Below are 17,414 nucleotides of genomic sequence, written 5' to 3'. Positions count from 1 at the left end.
GGCGTCGCCGGAGCGGGCGTCGGGGGCCTTCGGCGCCCTGGGGCGCGCGACCGGAGCGGACGAGCCGACCTTGGGCGCAGACGAGCGCGGCGCCTTGGGGGTCGCCGCGGGCCTGGACGCGGATGACGAATCGCCCCCGGCGCCTTCGGACCTGACCTTCTCGGTCACCCTGCGCACTACGGGGGCCTCAATGGTTGACGAGGCGGAACGAACGAACTCGCCCATGTCCTTCAGCTTCGCCAGAAGTTCTTTGCTTTCGAGTCCGAGCTCCTTGGCGAGCTCGTAGACGCGGACCTTGGCCACTACTCTCCTTCAGGTCCGGGCGTCTGCCAGGACCGGCTAGTCGTCGATTGTGCTCATTGCTGCGTACTCATCGAGTGGTCATGAGCGTTAGCCCACTTTCTGAAGATCACTGGGAACACGCCGCACCTCACGGCACGACTGAATGCATGACTGCACGCCGGAGCGACGCGCACCGATCACTCTACTCCGGGACACCCCTTGCAGGCCAAATGGCGGGCCCGTCCGGACTCGGCGGATGCGCGGGGCCTCATCGCCCGAACGGCGTGCGGTCGACCGCGTCGGGGTTCACTGGCGCGCGGAAGCTGCGGGCGAACCCTCCGCGCAGCGCCCTGGTCCAGCACTCCCGGTCCGGATGCACCCAGGCGCCCCGGCCCGGCGCGCGGCAGGCCTCGTCCAGCACCAGCCCCCGGTCGGCGCGCACATAACGGCGCAGCGCGGACCGCTCGTCGGTACGACGGCATCCGACGCAGGTACGGATCGGTCGGGACGTGCTCACCCGGCAAGGATAACCGCGCCGCCCACCGGTCGCCCGGAGGGGCCGGGGAGCCTCTCGGCTCGTGTTGAATTCCCTGCGAGGGCATGCCATCCTCTAATTCAACAGATGTTGAAAGGATTTCCGATGGACTCCTCATCCGACACGAACCCCGCAGCCAACGGGGCGGGCGCCCCCGCGCGGCGCCGACGCGCCGGCGCCGCGGCGACTCGCGCCGCGATCATCGCCTCCGCCCGCGAGTTGTTCGCGGCCAAGGGCTACGCCGGTACCCCGGTGCGCGAGATCGCGCAGGGCGCGGGGGTCGACCCGGCCCTCATCAACCACTACTTCGGCGGCAAGGAGGCCCTGTTCGGGCAGGCGATGGAGATCCCGATCGAACCGCAGGAGGTCCTGGCCCGTTTCGCCTCGGTCACCTCCTCGGACGAGCTGCCCGAACTCGTCGCCAGGAGCTTCGTCGAGATCTGGGAGAGCCCGCGCAGCGGGCCGCAGATGACCGCCCTGCTGCGCCGCGCGCTTGACGACCCCGAGCAGCTGAGCACCCTCCTCGGCTTCCTGTTCTCCGCGCTGGTCGAGCCCGTTTCGGAGCGCTTGGAGGATCTCGCCCCCGAACAGGCGCGATTGCGCCTCACCATGACGGCCAGCCATCTGCTGGGCACGATCATCGCCCGCAGGATCCTGCGCATGGAACCACTGGCGAGCCTGAGTCCCGAGCGGCTCGTCGAACTGCTCCTCCCGGTGGTCCGCGCCGACCTGGCGCAGGGCGGGCAGGCGCCGGCGGTGCGCTCCGAGCACCTCGAGGAGGGCCACGGCCATGCGCTCTGACAAGGCGATCCTCACGAAGGGCCTGATCAAGAGATTCGGTTCGTTCACAGCCCTCGACGGCCTCGACCTGGAGGTCGCGCCGGGCGAGGTGCACGGCTTCCTCGGGCCGAACGGCGCGGGCAAGTCCACCACCATCCGCGTCCTGCTCGGCCTGCTGCGCGCCAGTGGCGGCCACGCCGAGCTGCTCGGCGGCGATCCCTGGCGCGACGCGCTCGAGCTGCACCGGCGCGTGGCCTACGTGCCCGGCGACGTCTCGCTGTGGCCGGGCCTGTCCGGCGGCGAGGCGATCGACCTGCTGGGCAGCATGCGCGGCGGACTGGACGGGCGGCGCCGCGACGCACTGATCGAGCGTTTCGAGCTGGAGCCCGCCAAGCGCGGCCGCCAGTACTCGAAGGGCAACCGGCAGAAGGTCGCCATCATCGCGGCGCTGGCCTCGGATGCCGAACTGCTCATCCTCGACGAGCCCACCTCCGGCCTGGATCCGCTCATGGAGGCCGCCTTCCAGTCCGAGATCGTCGCCGAGAGGGCCAGGGGCCGTACGGTGCTCCTGTCCAGCCACATCCTGTCCGAGGTCGAGGCGCTGGCCGACCGGGTGAGCATCATCCGCCATGGCCGCATCGTCTCCTCCGGCACCCTGGCCGAGCTGCGCGGCAGCACGCGCACGAGCCTCCGCACCCGTCTGGACCGGGCGCCCGGGAACCCGGCCGCGCTGCCCGCGCTGGCCGATGCGAGCCTCGGGGCCGACGGCGTGCTGAGCGCCGCGGTGGAGCCGGATCGCATCAACGAGGCGATGGCGGCGCTCGTCCCCTTCGGGATGTCCGATCTGACGGTTTCGCCCGCCTCGCTGGAGGACCTCTTCCTCCACCAGTACGGGGACGAGCCCGCAGCGGCCGGCACGGCCGGGCACGCGCAGGGGCAGGAGGGTGCCTGATGTCCCCCGCCACGACCGCCCGCGGGCCCTCGCTCCCGGCAGGCTTCCGACCTCTCCTGAGGACGACGCTGCGCCAGGACGGTCGCAACATCGCGCCGTGGGTCGTGCTCATCAGCGCCCTGTCGGCGAGTTCGATCATCGCCTACCGGTGGATCTTCCCCGATGCGGGCGACCGCGCGGCGCTGTTCCTGACGGTGTCCTCCAGCCCGGCGCTCGAGCTGGTCTTCGGACCGGCCCGCGATCTGATGACGAACGACGGCTTCAACGCCTGGCGCGCCGGCATGCTCGGCGCCCTGCTGTCGGGTCTCATGGCGATCCTGCTCGTCGTACGCAACTCCCGTGCGGACGAGGACTCCGGCCGCGCCGAGCTCATCGCCTCGGGCGTCATCAGCCGCCGGGCGCGTCTGCTCGTACCGATCGCGGTGACCGTCCTGGCCTCGGCCGGGCTCGGCGTGCTCTGCTTCGTCCTCACCCGGGCATTCGGCGGCGAGGCCGTCCCGACGCTCATCCTGTCGGCGACCTTCGCGGCCTCCGCACTGGTCTTCGGCTCGCTGGCCGCACTCACCGCGCAGCTCGGCTCCGAGGCGCATACCGCCAGTTCGATGGCCATCGGCATCATGGGCGCGCTCTACATCGTCCGCGGCTACCTCGACTCGAGCGGGGCGCCGGGCTGGACGCAGTGGCTGACCCCGTTCGGCTGGTTCGAACGGACCGGTCCGGCGATCGAGGACGACCCGTTGCCGCTGCTCACCGCCCTGGGACTGACGGCGGTGCTGTTCGGCGCGGCCATGATCACGGCCGGGCGCCGGGACCTCGGCCTCGGCGTCGTCTCCCCCCGGCCCGGACGGGCCTCGGCCCCGCATCTGAACGTCTGGTCGCTGCCCTGGCGCCTGCACCGCGGGGCGCTCGTCGGCTGGGGAGCGGCTTTCGCCGTGCTCGGATTCGTCATGGGCACGCTCAGCACCTCGGTGGGCTCGATCCTGGCCGACAACCCCGTGATCGCCGCCCTCCTGGCCTCGGGCGGGACGAGCATGGACGAGCTGTCGTCCTCCTTCATCGCGACGATCCTGCAGCTGCTGGGCATCATCGCCGCGGTCCTGGGAACGCAGCTCATCATGCGCATCCACTCGGAGGAGACCGATCACCGGGTCGAACCGCTGCTGGCCGGCCCGCTGCGCCGCAGCCGCTACCTGGCCGCCAATGTCCTGGTGGCGCTGGTGGCGACCGGGTGCGCGATGCTCATCGCCGGTGCCGGCATCGGCCTGGTGAACACGGCCGGGAGCACGGACGTCACGACCGGCGACGTACTGGGTCAGGCCGCCTGCACGATCCCGGCCGTCTGGACGCTGGTCGGGCTCACGGCGGCGGTCATCGGCGCGCGCCCGGCGATGCGCTTGATCGGCTGGGCGGGCATCGTGGCGACCTTCGGCATCACCCTGCTGGGCCCGACGTTCGGGCTGCCGGACTGGGCGCTGTCGATCAGTCCCATGCACCACGTGCCGAACATCACGGCGGACGGTGCATCGTGGAGCGGACCGATCGTCCTCGGGATCATCTCAGTGGTCCTGTTCGGAATCGGTTTCGCCGGTTTCCGGCGCCGTGACGTGCAGTGACCGGATCATGGGCGAATGGCGCGGGGACACGACCGGGACCGGTCCTCGAAGGCCCACCCGGGGCCCGAGGACGCGGGAAGCGGAGGGAACGGACGAGAAGCGGCTGGGATCCCCACCCCCTGGGATCCCAGCCATTAGGTGCAAACGAGCGGGAGGATAATTCACCCTCAACCGGTCGTTCATAACCTAATTTAAAAACTACCACAACGAAATGCCCGGGTCAACTGGAGGTTCCAGAGGGTGAGTCAGGGGTGATGTCGGGCCTGATGTCGATCCTCCATCCGGTCAGCCGCGCGGCGAGCCGGACGTTCTGCCCCTCCCTGCCGATGGCCAGCGAGAGCTGGTAGTCCGGCACGATGACGCGCGCGGTACGGGCCGCCTCGTCGATGACCTCGACGCTGACCGTCTTGGCGGGGCTCAGCGAATTTCCGACATACACGTCGGGGCTCTCGGACCAGTCGATGATGTCGATCTTCTCCTCGTTCAGCTCGTGCATCACGGCGCGCACGCGCTGGCCCATCGGACCGATGCAGGCGCCCTTGGCCGAGACGTCGGCGTTGTGCGAGACGACCGCGATCTTGGAGCGGTGGCCGGCCTCGCGAGCGATGCCCATGATCTCCACGACGCCCTGGTCCACCTCGGGGACCTCGAGCTCGAAGAGCTTCTTGACGAGATTCGGGTGGGTGCGGCTGACCATGACCCGGGGGCCGCGGGCCTCCATGCGCACGCTCACGACGTAGACGCGCAGGCGCCTGCCGTGCTCGTACGTCTCGCCGGGGACCTGCTCGGCCAGGGGCATGAAGCCCTCGATCTCGCCCAGGTCGACGCGCACGGTCTTGCTGTCGCCGTCCTTCTGGACGACACCGGTGAGGATGTCGCCCTCGGAGGCGCTGAACTTGCCGTACTTGCGTTCGTCCTCGGCCTCGCGCAGGCGCTGGAAGATCACCTGGCGGGCGGTGGACGCGGCGACGCGGCCGAAGTCGTCGGGGGTGTCGTCGTACTCGCCGATGAGATCGCCGTTCGCATCGTGCTCGGGGACCATGACCGAGGCCCGGCCGGACCTGCGGTCGAGTACGATACGGGCCCCGGGCTTGGGGCCGTCCGTCTTGGTGTAGGCGTTGTAGAGCGCATCCTCGATGGCGCTCACCAGGTAATCGAGGGGGATGTCCTTCTCATTGCCGATGGCCCTCAGGGCCGACATGTCCACGTCCACCTCAGGCCTCCTGATCCCTGCGGTTCATCTCGACCTGGACGACGGCGCGGCGCACCTCGGCGAAGTCCACGCGCCGCCTCCGCCCGTTGACGTCCAGCTCGGCGCCGGTCCCGTCAACGTCCCGGATCCGGCCGACGAACGCACCGCCTCCGACGGGGGTGATCCTGACCAGCCGGGAGGCGTTGCGGCGCCAGTGGGCCGGGCGCTCCAGCGGCGAGGACACACCGCGGGAGCCGACCTCGAGCGTGTAAGGAGCATTGCCGACGGCATCGGAGCCGTCGAGCGCGGCCGAGATGGCGCGCGTGGCCTCGGTGATGTCGTCGATGGCGGGGCCATGGCCGTCGGGGCCGTCCCCATCGAGAATGACGCGCAGAACACTGCGCCCACCGGTGTCCACCACGGTGAGATCGTCCAATTCGAGTCCGTGCGCGGCCGCGATCGGCCCGAGCACGGATACCAGCGTTGATTCTTTCACAGACCGGCCCCCTCATCCTCTTGTTGCCTCGGTTGTCCTCTCCAGCATAGGCGAGGGCGCGGGCGCAGCAGCCCGCACTAGGGTGTTGGGCATGGTCTCCCGCAGGATGATTCTGGCCGTCCCCGTCCTCGGCTCATTCGCGGCCTGCGCGCCCTCCCCCGTCGTCCGGGCCGGGTCGGCGGCCGCGACGGACGCACTGGGCCCCGACGACCCCCGATACGTCGGCGCCGTGGTCGAGACCGATCTGGCCGCACTCGTCGAGGCCTGCCGCACCGCCGTGTCCGGCCGCCAGGGCGGCGAGGACCTGGGCGCGTGGTGCGAGGGCGCGGCGACCGCGCACGCCTCGCACATCCAAGTGCTGCTGCAGGCCGACCCGCTGGGCGGCACGAGCAGCGATCATTCCCCGACCGCGGACTCGCCGGCGCCGAGCACCACGGCCGCGCCCACCGGCCCGGCCGCCGCGCAGGACTCCCTCGCGCAGGCCTACCAGGACGCGGTCGCCTCGCACTCCGCAGCGGCGGCCGCCGAGCAGGACGCCTCGATGCGCATGCTCTGGAGCTCCCTGGCCGTCTTCGCCGGGCGCTCGGCGGCCGTCATGAACGGCTCGACGCTCTCCCCCGCCCCGATCGCCGGGCAGGCCGTTCCGGTGCGCGTGGGGGCCGGAAGCGCCCTGGACGCCGCCGCAGCGCTCGTCAGCCGCGTCGACGCGCTGCGCTACGGGCTGGAGACGATGATCGGTCGTTCGGGCGGGACCCGTCCCGACATGTCGTCCCGCCGCAACCAGGTCGACGCCCTGCGCGTCGACCTGGCCGAGCGCATCGCCGCGGACGGCGGGCAGGCCGCCGGCCCCGACCTGGAGTACGGGCTGAGCGGTGATCCCGACGACGCGGATGCCCGCGACGGCATCTGGGCCGGGTTGGAGGACGACGTGCTGGCCGGCTGGCTGCGGCTGGCCGCCGCCACGCCGGGGGCGAGCGGCTCGTCCTCGTCGAGCCCGGGCGAGAGCAGCATCCAGCAGGCCCCCGGTCTGTACGGCCTGGACGAGATCGTCGGCAAGGCCGTGGAACAGGCGGGTCAGGCGCCCCTGCACGGGCTCGGTACGAGCTGGTGGCCCGGCTGGGTGTGAGGCCCCGTGAAGGGGGCCCAATGGGCCCGCGGTTCTGCCCGAGGCGCGCGGGGAGGCGGGGGTGGAGCCGCAGCGGCGGCAGGCGGGGAGGGCTTCTGCCCGAGGCGCGCGGGGAGGCGGGGGATCACTCGTCGCGGACGGCGGCGAGCACCTGCTCGACCACCTCGTCCACGCCGATCTCGCGTCGTTCGCCGCTGGCGCGGTCGCGCAGTTCGACGACGCCATGGGCGAGACCACGGCCGACCACCAGGATGGTGGGCATGCCGAGCAGCTCGGCGTCGTTGAACTTCACCCCGGGGCTGGCCCCGCGGTCGTCCAGCAGGACGGGGACGCCGGCCTCGTCGAGGGCCTCGGCGATCTCGGCGGCCTTGGCGGCGATCTCGTCGCCCTTGCCGGTGGCGAGCACCTGCACCTGGAACGGTGCGACCTCGCGCGGCCAGCACAGGCCCCTCTCGTCGCAGCTGGACTCGGCGATCATGGCGACGGCCCGGGTGACGCCGATGCCGTAGGACCCCATGGTGACGGTGACGAGCCTGCCGTTCCTGTCGAGGACCTTCAGGCCCAGGGCCTCGGCGTACTTGCGTCCGAGCTGGAAGACGTGGCCCATCTCGACGCCGCGGGCCAGGCTCAGCGGGCCGGAGCCGTCGGGGGCCGGGTCGCCCTCGCGGATCTCGGCGACGTCGCCGGTGCCGTCACCGGTGAAGTCCCGGCCCGCGACCAGCCCGATGACATGGCGCTGGTCCTCGTTGGCGCCGGTCGCCCAGCTGGTGCCGGGCACGACGCGGGGATCGAGCAGATAGCGCACCCCGGCGGGGGCCTCGGCGCCGAGGAACTGGGCGCCCTCCTTGGCCGGGCCGATGTAGCCCTTGACGAGCTGCGGGAACCGCTCGAAGTCCTCGTCGGTGAAGTCAACGACCTCGGCCGGGGCCATGGCCGCCTCGAGGCGTCTGGGGTCCACGGCGCGGTCGCCCGGCAGGCCGATGACGACGGGCTCGCGGGCGCCGCCCGGGGCCACCGTCATGAACACGACGTTCTTGAGGGTGTCGGCGGCGGTCCAGGCGCGATCGGGCCGCGGGTAGCTGCTGTTGAGCAGGTCGACGAGGGTGTCGATGGTCGGCACCTCGGGCGTGTCGACGACCCTGGCGGCGGGGGCGTCATCGTACGGCACCGGGTCGGGCGCCGGGACGGTGACGGCCTCGATGTTGGCCGCATAGCCCCCGGGCGAGCGCACGAAGGTGTCCTCGCCGTTGTCGGTGACGGCCAGGAACTCCTCGGAGGCCGAACCGCCCATGGCGCCGGCGTTGGCCCTGACGACGACGTACTCGAAGCCCAGGCGGTCGAAGATCCGGATGTAGGCCTCGCGGTGCCTGGCGTAGCTGGCGTCCAGACCCTCGTCGTCGACGTCGAAGGAGTAGGAGTCCTTCATGACGAACTCGCGTCCGCGCAGCACACCGGCGCGCGGACGGGCCTCGTCGCGGTACTTGTTCTGGATCTGGTAGAGCGTGACCGGCAGGTCCTTGTAGGACGAGTAGAGGTCCTTGACCATGAGGGTGAACATCTCCTCATGGGTGGGTCCGAGGAGCATGTCGGCGCCCCTGCGGTCGACCAGCCGGAAGAGGTTGGGGCCGTACTCGGTCCACCGGCCGGAGTCCTCGTAGGGCTCGCGCGGCAGCAGGGCCGGCAGGCGGACCTCCTGGGCGCCCATGGCGTCCATCTCCTCACGGACGATGGCTTCGACGCGCGACAGGACGCGCAGGCCGAGCGGCAGCCACGAGTAGATGCCGGGAGCGACGCGGCGGATGTAACCGGCCCGGACGAGGAAGCGGTGGCTGGGGACCTCCGCGTCCGCCGGGTCGTCGCGCAGCGTGCGCACGAAGAGCGTGCTCATTCGGGTAATCACGGGAACAGGAGCCTTTCTCGAAGCCATGCCGAGCCAATCCTAGACGGTATGGGCGGCCCCGGACCGGACGAGGTTCTGGTGGGCCGGGCCTGATCGCGCAATGACGCGTGGGTTGCTGGACGGGGGCGTCCTGTCCGGCCTTCCACGGCATGCGCGGGAGGCCCCGGCTGTTCACTGAGCGTACGAGTGCTGGCCTGATTCCGACGCGTGGAGACTTCGGCGCCGTCGCAACGGTGGAGGATGTCCCCGTGGGCCGTCATCTGGGCTCCCCTCCTCCCGCCTGACCGCCCAGGCCACGGCTTCGTGGACGAGCGCACGCCCGAGGTCGGCGTGCGGGCCGACGAGCTCTTCCGCGGCCAAGGCATCGGGCGCAAGGCTTCGTGACGGTCGCCGGCCGCGAGGACGATGGGGTCGTGGTGACGGAACTTCAGCAGTAGCAGGTGGACGCGAGCGAGCCCCCAGGCGCTCGCGGCCCGCGCGGCGGTCCGGCCCCGGAGGGCGTGGGTCATGACGTCGTGGTCACAGAGCGGGAATGAGGGAACGGGCCCCTGACCGGCATGATGGTGGTGCTGAAGCCGTCCATCTGCTGGAAGGGGATCCGTTCCGTTGACCCACCGCGATGTCCCGCCGACCGTGCTCGGAAGGCGGCGGGCCGTTGCCCAGGGGATCGAAGCCGGTCGTCCGAATCGTCCGCGTCTCCGGAGTCGCCCAAACCCTCCAGTACCAAACCCTCTAGTAGAGGATGGTGCCGAGCTCGCCGACCTGCCGGAAGCCCACGTGGGCGTAGACGGCGCGCGCGGCGGTGTTGTAGTCGTTGACGTACAGCGAGACCACCGGGTGCCGGCGGCGGGCCAGTTCGACGACGCGGGCCATGGCGGGCGCCGCCAAGCGCCTGCCCCGCATCTCGGGGCTCACCCACACGCCCTGGATCTGGCAGGCGTCGCGGTGGACGGCGCCGATGTCGGACTTGAACCAGAAGCGCCCCGAATCCTCGTCGTAGGCGCCGAACGCCCGTCCCGTCCCGATGAGTTCCCGCATGTGCGTGGCGTAGCTGTTGGTGGCGTCGAGAGGGCTGGCGCCGACCTCTTCGGTGTACATCGACACGGCGGCATCGAAGTAGGGCTCGAAGCGGTCAGCGGTGACCGGTTCGATGCGCCGGTCCCCGGGCACGTCCGGCGACCGGTCGATGGCCATGAGCGGCTGGTGGACACGGATGGACCGGGCACCGAGCCACGCCCCGCCCCAGCGGGAGACGAGGCGCTCGTAGATGGCCATGACGCTCGAGGAGCGCCCCATGATCGCCTGGCTGGTACGGCGCGGGCCCAGATGGTCCACGAAGGCGTCGAGGGCCCCGGAGTCGTCGCCGGCGAGGACCAGGTTCGCGCCCGCATGGCAGGCGGCTGTCAGCCCGCCGCCGCGGAAGTAGCCCCAGATGCGGCAGCCGAGGGCGGCGGCCGAGAGACCGGCCGCATCGAGGCGCGAACTGATGAAGACGTTCTCCAGCGGGTGCTCGCCCAGCAGGGCGCGCAGCGCCGGAAGGTCCACCGGACCGAGGACCCGTGCTCGGCCCCGCAGCGGGACGGGCGAGACGGGACCGGCCGGATGGGCGAAGGGCATCAGACGACGACCTGCGGCTCGCCCTGCTCCTGGAACTCCGCCGCCATCTCGTGGGCCATGGTGATGAGGGTCCCGACGATCTCGTTCTCGGGCACGGTCCTGATGACCCGGCCCCTCTGGATGATCTGTCCCTTCCCGTTGCCGGAGGCGACGCCCAGATCCGCCTCGCGGGCCTCGCCGGGACCGTTCACGACGCAGCCCATGACGGCCACGCGGATCGGGACGGTCATGTCCTTGAGCGCCTCGGTGACCTGCTCGGCCAGCGTGTAGACGTCCACCTGGGCGCGACCGCAGCTGGGACAGCTGACGATCTCGAACTGGCGGGGGCGCAGGTTGAACGACTCGAGGATCTTGACGCCGACCTTGACCTCCTGGACCGGGTCGGCCGACAGGGAGACGCGAATGGTGTCGCCGATGCCCTCGGCCAGGAGCGCCCCGAAGGCGACGGAGGACTTGATGGTGCCCTGGAAGGCGGGGCCCGCCTCGGTGACGCCCAGGTGCAGCGGGTAGTCGCAGGCGGCGGACAGGCGGCGGTAGGCCTGGACCATGATGACCGGGTCATGGTGCTTGACCGAGATGGCGAAGTCGCCGAAACCGACCTCCTCGAAGAGGCGGGCCTCGTTGAGGGCGGACTGGACGAGCGCACCGGCCGGGTCCGTCCGGTACATCTCCATGAGACGCTTGTCGAGGGAGCCGGCGTTGATGCCGATGCGCAGGCCGGTGCCGTGATCGGTGGCGGCCTCGGCTATCTCGGAGATCTTGTCATCGAACTTCTTGATGTTGCCGGGGTTGACGCGCACGCCGGCGCATCCGGCCTCGATGGCCGCGAAGACGTACTTGGGGTTGAAGTGGATGTCGGCGACGACCGGGATCGGGGACTTGGCGGCGATGGCGGGCAGTGCCTCGGCGTCGTCCTGGCTCGGGACGGCCACGCGGACGATGTCGCAGCCCGCGGCGGTCAGCTGCGCGATCTGCTGCAGCGTCGCGTTGATGTTCGCCGTAAGAGTGTTGGTCATCGACTGCACGGAGATCGGGGCGTCGCCACCCATTGCGATCTTCCCGATGCGGATCTTGCGGGTCCTGCGCCGTACGGCGACAGTCGGGGCCGCTTCCTGCGAGTCGATGAGAAGGTTGTCAGCCATGCCCCAAGGGTATCCGGCCCTCAAGGACGGGGACCCGGTCAGGCTGTTCTCCAACCCGCCCAGGAGCCCTCACCGGTGCGCGGTCCGCCCGGCGACGGGGACCGGTGGTCATCGGGCCTCAGCACGCAGGACCCGCGGCGCGCCGTCGCGCCCACGCATCGGCGGCCAGCACGGCTTCGATGCTCAGCCCGGCGTCGCCCCGATGACCGTCGGCCAGATGCTCGTCGAGGACCCGTGCGATCGTGTCGGTGATCTCCAGGAAGCCCATGCGCCCCTCGCAGAAGGCGTCCACGCAGGTCTCGTTGGCGCCGTTGAAGACGGCCGGTGCGGTGCCGCCCGCCCGGCCGGCGCGGCGGGCCAGCTCGACGGCCGGGAAGGCCTGCGAGTCGAGCGGTTCGAAGGTCCAGCCGGTGGCCTCCGACCAGTCGCAGCCGGCGGCGGCGCCTGCCATGCGTTCGGGCCAGGTCAGGGCCAGGCCGATGGGCAGCCTCATGTCGGGCGGGGAGGCCTGCATGATCGTGGCGCCGTCGAAGAATTCGACCCCGGAGTGGACCACCGACTGGGGGTGCACGACGACGGTGATGTCGTCCAGGTCCACGTCGTAGAGCAGGGCGGCCTCGAGCAGTTCCAGGCCCTTGTTGACGAGGGTGGCCGAGTTGATGGTGATGACGCGGCCCATGGCCCAGGTGGGATGGGCCAGAGCCTGCTGCGGCGTCACGTCGGCGAGCTCGGCGCGGCTCCTGCCCCGGAAGGGGCCGCCGGAGGCGGTGAGCACGAGCCTGCGCACTTCGCGCCGTCCGCCGCCGCGCAGGCACTGGGCGAAGGCGGAGTGCTCGGAGTCGACGGCGACCAGCTGGCCGGGCCGGGCCCTGTCGGTGACCAGGTGCCCGCCGACGACGAGGGACTCCTTGTTGGCCAGGGCCAGCGTCGTCCCGGCGTCCAGGACGGCGAGAGTGGCCAGCAGACCGGCCGCGCCGGTAATGGCGTTGAGGACGACATCGGCCTTCACGGCGGAAAGCTCCGCACTGGCCTCGGGGCCGCAGATGAGAGCGGGACGATCGGCGCCACCGGCCGCCTCGAAGGCGGCCCAGAACTCGTCCTCGTGCCCGGCCGCGGCGATGCCGACCGCCCTCGGGGCGAAGTGCGCCGCCTGCTCGGCGAGTCGGGCGATCCGGTTCCCTCCGGCGCCGAGCGCCACGATGCGGAAGTCCCCGCGCCGGGCGTCGATCACCTCGCAGGTCTGCATTCCGATCGAACCGGTACTGCCCAGAAGCACAACATCTCGCACCCGCGTGATTATGGCCCCGTGCGCCCGGCCATGGGAAACCGGGCCGGATCACTGTTCACCTTGGCGGCCAGCTGGCCGCAGGCGCCATCGATCTCGCGGCCGCGGGTGTCGCGCACGGTCACGGGGATGCCGTGCCTCTCCAGGTGCTCGACGAAGGCCTTCTCGTCCTGACGGCGCGAGGCGGTCCACCTGGAGCCGGGCGTCGGGTTGAGCGGGATGAGGTTGACGTGCACCCAGCCCCGGTCGCCGCGCTCGGCGAGGCGGCGGGCCAGCAGGTCGGCGCGCCAGGCCTGGTCGTTGACGTCCTTGATGAGGGCGTACTCGATGGAGACACGGCGTCTGCTGACCCGGGCGTACTCCCGGGCGGCGTCGAGCACCGCGTCGATGTCGAAGCGCTGGTTGAGCGGCACCAGCTCATCGCGCAGCTCATCGTCGGGAGCGTGCAGCGAGACGGCCAGCGTGACGGGGAGGCCCGCCTCGGTGAGCCGGCGCATGCGCGGCACCACGCCGACGGTCGAGACGGTCAGGCCGCGAGCGGAGATGCCCAGGCCGTCGGGCTCGGGGCGCGAGAGCTCCTCGACCGCGGCGAGCACCGACGCGAAGTTGGCCAGGGGCTCGCCCATGCCCATGAAGACGACGTTGTTGACGCGCGCCGGCCCGCCGGGTACCGCGCCCCGGGCCAGCAGACGGGCGCCGTGGAGGACCTGCGCGACGATCTCCGCGGCCGACAGATTGCGCTGCAGACCGCCCTGGCCAGTGGCGCAGAACGGGCAGCCCATGGCGCAGCCGGCCTCGGAGCTGATGCAGATGGTGGTGCGGTGGGGGTAGCGCATGAGCACCGACTCGACGATCGAGCCGTCGTGCAGGCGCCACGCGGTTTTGACGGTGGCGCCCCGGTCGGCGGTGAGCTCCTCGATGGACTCCATGAGCGGCGGGAAGAGGGTCTGCGCGATCCGTTCCCGCGCGGCGGCCGGAAGATCGGTCCATCCGGTGGGGTCGTCCTCCAGACGGGTGAACCAGTGGGTCGAGATCTGCCTGGCGCGGAAGGCCGGCAGGCCCATGGCCCGCACCGCGTCGACGCGCTCGGCCGGAGCGAGGTCCATCCAGTGCCTGGGCGGGCGCCGTCCGGGCCCCGCGGACATGATCCTCTCGATGGTGAGGGCCCTGACCGGCTCGGTGGTGTTCCGGCTCACACCACGAGAAGGTACATCACGAACCAAGCCGCTGGAGCCGACAGGACGATCGAGTCGAGCCGGTCCATCGCCCCCCCGTGCCCGGGCAGGACGTGAGACATGTCCTTGATGCCGGCATCGCGTTTGATCGCGGACTCCACCAGGTCGCCGAGGGCGCCGATGGCGCCGACGACGACACCCATCAGGGCGCCCACCCAGAGAGGGGCGTGGAGCATGAGGCGAACGGAGAGGGCGCCGGCCACGAGGGCGACGACCAGGCCGCCGGCCAGGCCCTCCCAGCTCTTGGCGGGGCTGACCCTCGGGGCCATCCTGTGCCTGCCGAGCATCACCCCGAGGGCGAAGGCGCCGGTGTCGCAGGCGATGACCGCGATGAGGAAGCACAGCACGCGGCTGCCGCCGTGGTCATCGGCGAGCATGAGCGTGCAGGTGGAGCCGAGCAGCGGCAGGTAGCCGATGGTGAAGAGGCTGGCAGCGGCGTCCTTGACGAACCCCCTCGTGCCCTGGGGGATGCGCACCAGCAGGCAGACGACCACCATGAGGGCGAGCACTCCGATGATCACGCCCATCGCGCGCTCGCGCTCGCCCGCGCCGAACAGGGCGTAGGAGGCGAGCACGAGGACGGGCGTGCCGATCAGGATGGGCCACCGGGCCGGACGGGCGCCGATCCGCTCGACGGCATTGCAGACCTCCCAGACGCCGGCCGTCAGGGCGACCACGATGAAGACCGCGAAACCCCAATGCCACCACAGCAGGGTGGCGATGACGATCGCGCCGAGGACGACGCCGGTCGTGATGGCGACCGGTAGATTGCGGCCCGTCCGGTGCTCGCGGACGGGCCGGCCGTCGGCCGCCGTCGGATCCGTGGAGGTCATGGCTGTCGATACCGGCGTCGATGCCCTCAGACGGACATCAGCTCCTGCTCCTTGGCCTTGAGCAGGTCGTCGATCCGGGCCACGTGCCTCCTGGTGGTGGCGTCGAGATTCTTCTCGGCGCGCTTGGCCTCGTCCTCGCCGATCTCCTTGTCCTTGACCTTCCTCTTGATGGCCTCGAGAGCGTGATGGCGGTGGCCGCGGATCGTCACGCGGGCCTCCTCGGCCTTGCTCCGCACGACCTTGATGTACTCCTTGCGGCGCTCCTCGGTGAGCTCGGGCAGGACGCAGCGGATGGCGTTGCCGTCGCTGGCCGGGTTGACGCCGAGGTCCGAGTCGCGCACGGCCCTCTCGATCGCGCCGAGGGCGCCCTTGTCATAGGGCGTGATGAGCATGGTGCGGGGCTCGGGTGAGCTGAAGGAGGCCAGCTGCTGGAGCGGGGTCGGCGTGCCGTAGTAGTCGGCCTCGAGCTTGTTGAACATGGCCGGGTTGGCGCGGCCGGTGCGCACGGTGGCGAAGTCCTCCTTGGCGAAGGCGATGGTGCCCCCCATCTTCTTCTCGGCGCCCCTGATGATTTCTGCCGTCACGATGGTTCCTTTCGGGAAGTGCTGTGCCCTGCCGGTCAGCAGTGCACGAGGGTGCCGATCTTCTCGCCGCGTACAGCCCGCATGATGTTGTCGGGGTCGTCGAGGTTGAAGAAGATCATGTTGAGATCATTGTCGCGGGCCAGGCTGACGGCCGTGGCATCGGCGACCTTCAAGTCCTGGGTGAGGAACTGGTCATAGCTCAGGTCGGAGTACATGGTGGCGTCCGGATCGGTGCGCGGATCGGCGTCGAAGACGCCGTCGACGCCGTTCTTGGCCATGAGGAGCACCTCCGCGCCGATCTCGAGGGCGCGCTGGGCCGCGACCGTGTCGGTGGAGAAGTACGGCATGCCGGAGCCGGCGGCGAAGATGACGATACGGCCCTTCTCCATGTGGCGCTCGGCGCGGCGCGGGATGTAGGATTCGGCGACCTGGCCCATGGTGATGGCGCTCTGGACGCGGGTGGGCACGCCCTCCTTCTCGCAGAAGTCCTGCAGGGCGAGCGCATTCATGACGGTGCCGAGCATGCCGATGTAGTCGGCGCGGTCGCGGTCCATGCCGCCGGCCTGCAACTCGGCGCCGCGGAAGTAGTTGCCGCCGCCGACGACGACGGACACCTGCGTGCCGGCCCTGGTCACCGCGACGATCTGCCTGGCGATGGTGCGGACCATGTGCGGGTCGACGCCGAGTTTCCCGTTGCCGAAGGCCTCGCCGGAGAGCTTGAGCAAGACGCGATGGAAGGGTTCGGGCACGTTGTCCTCCTGAGGCACGAGTCGGCACGGTCGCGGCGTTGGGGACACTCTACCGGTTGCGGGCCCGCCCTACCGGCAGGGTCGTTCGTGTCGAGGCGGCCGCGCCGCGCGCAGCGGCGGCTCGCGCCGGCGGACGGCCCGGGATGCGGCAGCGCCCGGGCGCATGCCCCACGTGTCCGGGACGTCCGGTTCCCGGCGGGCGTGCCCGGCAATGCCCGTGGGCCCCGCCCCGGTCGTCTCCGGGTGGGGGTCCGGATCCGGGCTCAGGCGCCCGCCGCGAAGCGCACGAAGCGCGTCACCGTGACGCCGTGGTCGTCGGCCAGCTGGCCGACAGACTTCTTGTCATCGGCGACGCTGACCTGCTCGAGCAAGCAGACGTCCTTGTAGAAGGCGTTGACGCGACCCTCGACGATGCGCGGGATGATCCTCTCGGGCTTGCCCTCCTCCTTCGCGGTCTCCTCGGCGATGCGCTGCTCCTTGGCGAGCACATCGGCGGGGACGTCCTCGCGGGAGAGGAACTGGGGGCTCATCGAGGCGATCTGCAGCGAGACCGAGTGGATGAATTCGGCGTCGTCGCCCTCGTAGGCGACGGCCACCCCGACCTGCGGGGGCAGGTCGGGGTTGCGCCTGTGCAGGTAGACGTCGATGGTCCCGGGCAGATAGGCGGCGTCGGCCAGCTCGATCTTCTCGCCGATCCTGGCGGCGATCCGCTCGACGGCCTCGCCGACGGTGCGGCCGTCGGCGAGCTGCGCCTCGAGGGCCGCCTGGCGGCCGTCGGCCCCGGCCCTGTCGACGGCCTCGGCGATGGCCTCGCCGAGTTCGATGAACTCGGCGTTCTTGGCGACGAAATCGGTCTCGGAGCCGAGGTGGATCAGGGCATTGCCCGAGGCGGCGACGAGACCGTTGGCGGCATCGCGGTCGGCGCGCTTGGCGGCCTTGGCGGCGCCGCTCACGCGCAAGACCTCGACGGCCCTCTCGAAGTCGCCGCCGGCCTCGGTGAGGGCCTTCTTGGCGTCCATCATGCCGGCGCCGGTCGCGTCGCGCAGCTTCTTCACATCAGCGGCTTTGATTGCCATGCGGGTATCCGTTCCTA

Annotated in this window: 18 protein-coding genes; 5 read left to right on the top strand and 13 right to left on the bottom strand. The window is 70.9% G+C overall.

Annotated elements, in window-relative coordinates:
* Both R2N01_RS04750 and R2N01_RS04745 read right to left on the bottom strand, forming a co-directional pair.
* Window positions 1–303, bottom strand: a 303-nt coding sequence (locus R2N01_RS04750) for a translation initiation factor IF-2 N-terminal domain-containing protein (protein ID WP_316668967.1), incomplete at its 3' end; no start/stop codon positions are given.
* A 247-nt stretch (window positions 304–550) separates the two neighbouring features.
* Window positions 551–799 (bottom strand): YlxR family protein, encoded by a 249-nt coding sequence (locus R2N01_RS04745; RefSeq protein ID WP_316668965.1) that lies wholly within the window; start codon window positions 797–799, stop codon window positions 551–553.
* Between the two features lie 123 nt (window positions 800–922).
* On the opposite strand from R2N01_RS04745, the gene R2N01_RS04740 reads away from it, so the two are divergent.
* From R2N01_RS04740 to R2N01_RS04730, 3 genes are read left to right on the top strand one after another with little or no spacing between them, the layout of a single operon-like run.
* A complete protein-coding gene (locus R2N01_RS04740) occupies window positions 923–1,618 on the top strand; it encodes a TetR family transcriptional regulator (RefSeq protein WP_316668963.1) in 696 nt (231 codons plus the stop codon).
* The gene (locus R2N01_RS04735; protein ID WP_316668961.1) at window positions 1,608–2,549 is read left to right on the top strand and encodes an ABC transporter ATP-binding protein; all 942 of its coding nucleotides are present in this window, start codon (window positions 1,608–1,610) and stop codon (window positions 2,547–2,549) included. The genes R2N01_RS04740 and R2N01_RS04735 overlap by 11 nt, the downstream gene beginning before the upstream one ends.
* Window positions 2,549–4,162, top strand: coding sequence for a hypothetical protein (locus tag R2N01_RS04730; protein ID WP_316668959.1), 1,614 nt, complete (start codon window positions 2,549–2,551; stop codon window positions 4,160–4,162). The genes R2N01_RS04735 and R2N01_RS04730 overlap by 1 nt, the downstream gene beginning before the upstream one ends.
* A 220-nt stretch (window positions 4,163–4,382) precedes the next feature.
* On the opposite strand, the gene nusA is transcribed toward R2N01_RS04730, so the two are convergent.
* Window positions 4,383–5,375: a transcription termination factor NusA gene (nusA, locus tag R2N01_RS04725; protein ID WP_316668957.1), complete on the bottom strand. Its 993-nt coding sequence runs from the start codon at window positions 5,373–5,375 to the stop codon at window positions 4,383–4,385.
* Between the two features lies 1 nt (window position 5,376).
* Window positions 5,377–5,850, bottom strand: a complete 474-nt coding sequence (rimP, locus tag R2N01_RS04720; protein WP_316668955.1) for a ribosome maturation factor RimP — start codon at window positions 5,848–5,850, stop codon at window positions 5,377–5,379.
* 91 nt (window positions 5,851–5,941) lie between these two features.
* Between rimP and R2N01_RS04715 the strand changes: the two genes are divergently transcribed.
* The gene (locus R2N01_RS04715) at window positions 5,942–6,976 is read left to right on the top strand and encodes a hypothetical protein (RefSeq protein ID WP_316668953.1); all 1,035 of its coding nucleotides are present in this window, start codon (window positions 5,942–5,944) and stop codon (window positions 6,974–6,976) included.
* A 124-nt stretch (window positions 6,977–7,100) separates the two neighbouring features.
* On the opposite strand, the gene R2N01_RS04710 is transcribed toward R2N01_RS04715, so the two are convergent.
* Complete coding sequence (locus R2N01_RS04710) at window positions 7,101–8,864, bottom strand: proline--tRNA ligase (RefSeq protein WP_316668951.1); 1,764 nt, start codon at window positions 8,862–8,864, stop codon at window positions 7,101–7,103.
* Between the two features lie 252 nt (window positions 8,865–9,116).
* On the opposite strand from R2N01_RS04710, the gene R2N01_RS04705 reads away from it, so the two are divergent.
* Complete coding sequence (locus R2N01_RS04705; protein ID WP_316668949.1) at window positions 9,117–9,260, top strand: hypothetical protein; 144 nt, start codon at window positions 9,117–9,119, stop codon at window positions 9,258–9,260.
* Between the two features lie 348 nt (window positions 9,261–9,608).
* Here R2N01_RS04705 and R2N01_RS04700 read toward each other — a convergent pair whose 3' ends face one another.
* The 8 genes from R2N01_RS04700 to tsf all read right to left on the bottom strand — a co-directional run bounded on the left by R2N01_RS04700 (window position 9,609) and on the right by tsf (window position 17,397).
* On the bottom strand, window positions 9,609–10,493 hold the full coding sequence (locus R2N01_RS04700) for a GNAT family N-acetyltransferase (protein ID WP_316668947.1): 885 nt from the start codon (window positions 10,491–10,493) through the stop codon (window positions 9,609–9,611).
* Window positions 10,493–11,635 carry a flavodoxin-dependent (E)-4-hydroxy-3-methylbut-2-enyl-diphosphate synthase gene (ispG, locus tag R2N01_RS04695; RefSeq protein ID WP_316668945.1) on the bottom strand — a complete coding sequence of 381 codons (1,143 nt, stop codon included), beginning with the start codon at window positions 11,633–11,635 and terminating at the stop codon, window positions 10,493–10,495. Before ispG ends, R2N01_RS04700 begins: the two co-directional genes overlap by 1 nt.
* 118 nt (window positions 11,636–11,753) lie before the next feature.
* A complete protein-coding gene (gene dxr, locus R2N01_RS04690) occupies window positions 11,754–12,923 on the bottom strand; it encodes a 1-deoxy-D-xylulose-5-phosphate reductoisomerase (protein ID WP_316668943.1) in 1,170 nt (389 codons plus the stop codon).
* An 8-nt stretch (window positions 12,924–12,931) separates the two neighbouring features.
* Complete coding sequence (gene rlmN / locus R2N01_RS04685; protein ID WP_316668971.1) at window positions 12,932–14,065, bottom strand: 23S rRNA (adenine(2503)-C(2))-methyltransferase RlmN; 1,134 nt, start codon at window positions 14,063–14,065, stop codon at window positions 12,932–12,934.
* Between the two features lie 47 nt (window positions 14,066–14,112).
* Window positions 14,113–14,988, bottom strand: a complete 876-nt coding sequence (locus tag R2N01_RS04680) for a phosphatidate cytidylyltransferase (RefSeq protein ID WP_316668941.1) — start codon at window positions 14,986–14,988, stop codon at window positions 14,113–14,115.
* A gap of 26 nt (window positions 14,989–15,014) precedes the next feature.
* Window positions 15,015–15,536, bottom strand: a complete 522-nt coding sequence (gene frr, locus R2N01_RS04675) for a ribosome recycling factor (RefSeq protein WP_316668969.1) — start codon at window positions 15,534–15,536, stop codon at window positions 15,015–15,017.
* A gap of 71 nt (window positions 15,537–15,607) precedes the next feature.
* Window positions 15,608–16,321: a UMP kinase gene (pyrH, locus tag R2N01_RS04670; RefSeq protein WP_316668939.1), complete on the bottom strand. Its 714-nt coding sequence runs from the start codon at window positions 16,319–16,321 to the stop codon at window positions 15,608–15,610.
* A 263-nt stretch (window positions 16,322–16,584) separates the two neighbouring features.
* Window positions 16,585–17,397, bottom strand: a complete 813-nt coding sequence (gene tsf / locus R2N01_RS04665) for a translation elongation factor Ts (RefSeq protein ID WP_316668937.1) — start codon at window positions 17,395–17,397, stop codon at window positions 16,585–16,587.
* Window positions 17,398–17,414 lie beyond the last annotated feature (17 nt).

The sequence above is a fragment of the uncultured Propionibacterium sp. genome, assembly GCF_963539965.1.
GTDB lineage: Bacteria > Actinomycetota > Actinomycetes > Propionibacteriales > Propionibacteriaceae > Propionibacterium.
The sequence above is the reverse complement of the archived record's forward strand: the minus strand, read 5'-3'. Positions and strand labels throughout refer to the sequence as shown.

What these genes read in the sequence shown, in the direction of transcription:
- frr (WP_316668969.1), bottom strand. Translation starts at nt 15,536, where the DNA reads ATGGGGGGCACCATCGCCTTCGCCAAGGAGGACTTCGCCACCGTGCGC.
- R2N01_RS04730 (WP_316668959.1), top strand. Translation starts at nt 2,549, where the DNA reads ATGTCCCCCGCCACGACCGCCCGCGGGCCCTCGCTCCCGGCAGGCTTC.
- ispG (WP_316668945.1), bottom strand. Translation starts at nt 11,635, where the DNA reads ATGGCTGACAACCTTCTCATCGACTCGCAGGAAGCGGCCCCGACTGTC.
- R2N01_RS04735 (WP_316668961.1), top strand. Translation starts at nt 1,608, where the DNA reads ATGCGCTCTGACAAGGCGATCCTCACGAAGGGCCTGATCAAGAGATTC.
- R2N01_RS04715 (WP_316668953.1), top strand. Translation starts at nt 5,942, where the DNA reads ATGGTCTCCCGCAGGATGATTCTGGCCGTCCCCGTCCTCGGCTCATTC.
- R2N01_RS04680 (WP_316668941.1), bottom strand. Translation starts at nt 14,988, where the DNA reads ATGACCTCCACGGATCCGACGGCGGCCGACGGCCGGCCCGTCCGCGAG.
- R2N01_RS04700 (WP_316668947.1), bottom strand. Translation starts at nt 10,493, where the DNA reads ATGCCCTTCGCCCATCCGGCCGGTCCCGTCTCGCCCGTCCCGCTGCGG.
- tsf (WP_316668937.1), bottom strand. Translation starts at nt 17,397, where the DNA reads ATGGCAATCAAAGCCGCTGATGTGAAGAAGCTGCGCGACGCGACCGGC.
- R2N01_RS04740 (WP_316668963.1), top strand. Translation starts at nt 923, where the DNA reads ATGGACTCCTCATCCGACACGAACCCCGCAGCCAACGGGGCGGGCGCC.
- rlmN (WP_316668971.1), bottom strand. Translation starts at nt 14,065, where the DNA reads ATGTCCGCGGGGCCCGGACGGCGCCCGCCCAGGCACTGGATGGACCTC.
- R2N01_RS04705 (WP_316668949.1), top strand. Translation starts at nt 9,117, where the DNA reads ATGTCCCCGTGGGCCGTCATCTGGGCTCCCCTCCTCCCGCCTGACCGC.
- R2N01_RS04710 (WP_316668951.1), bottom strand. Translation starts at nt 8,864, where the DNA reads ATGAGCACGCTCTTCGTGCGCACGCTGCGCGACGACCCGGCGGACGCG.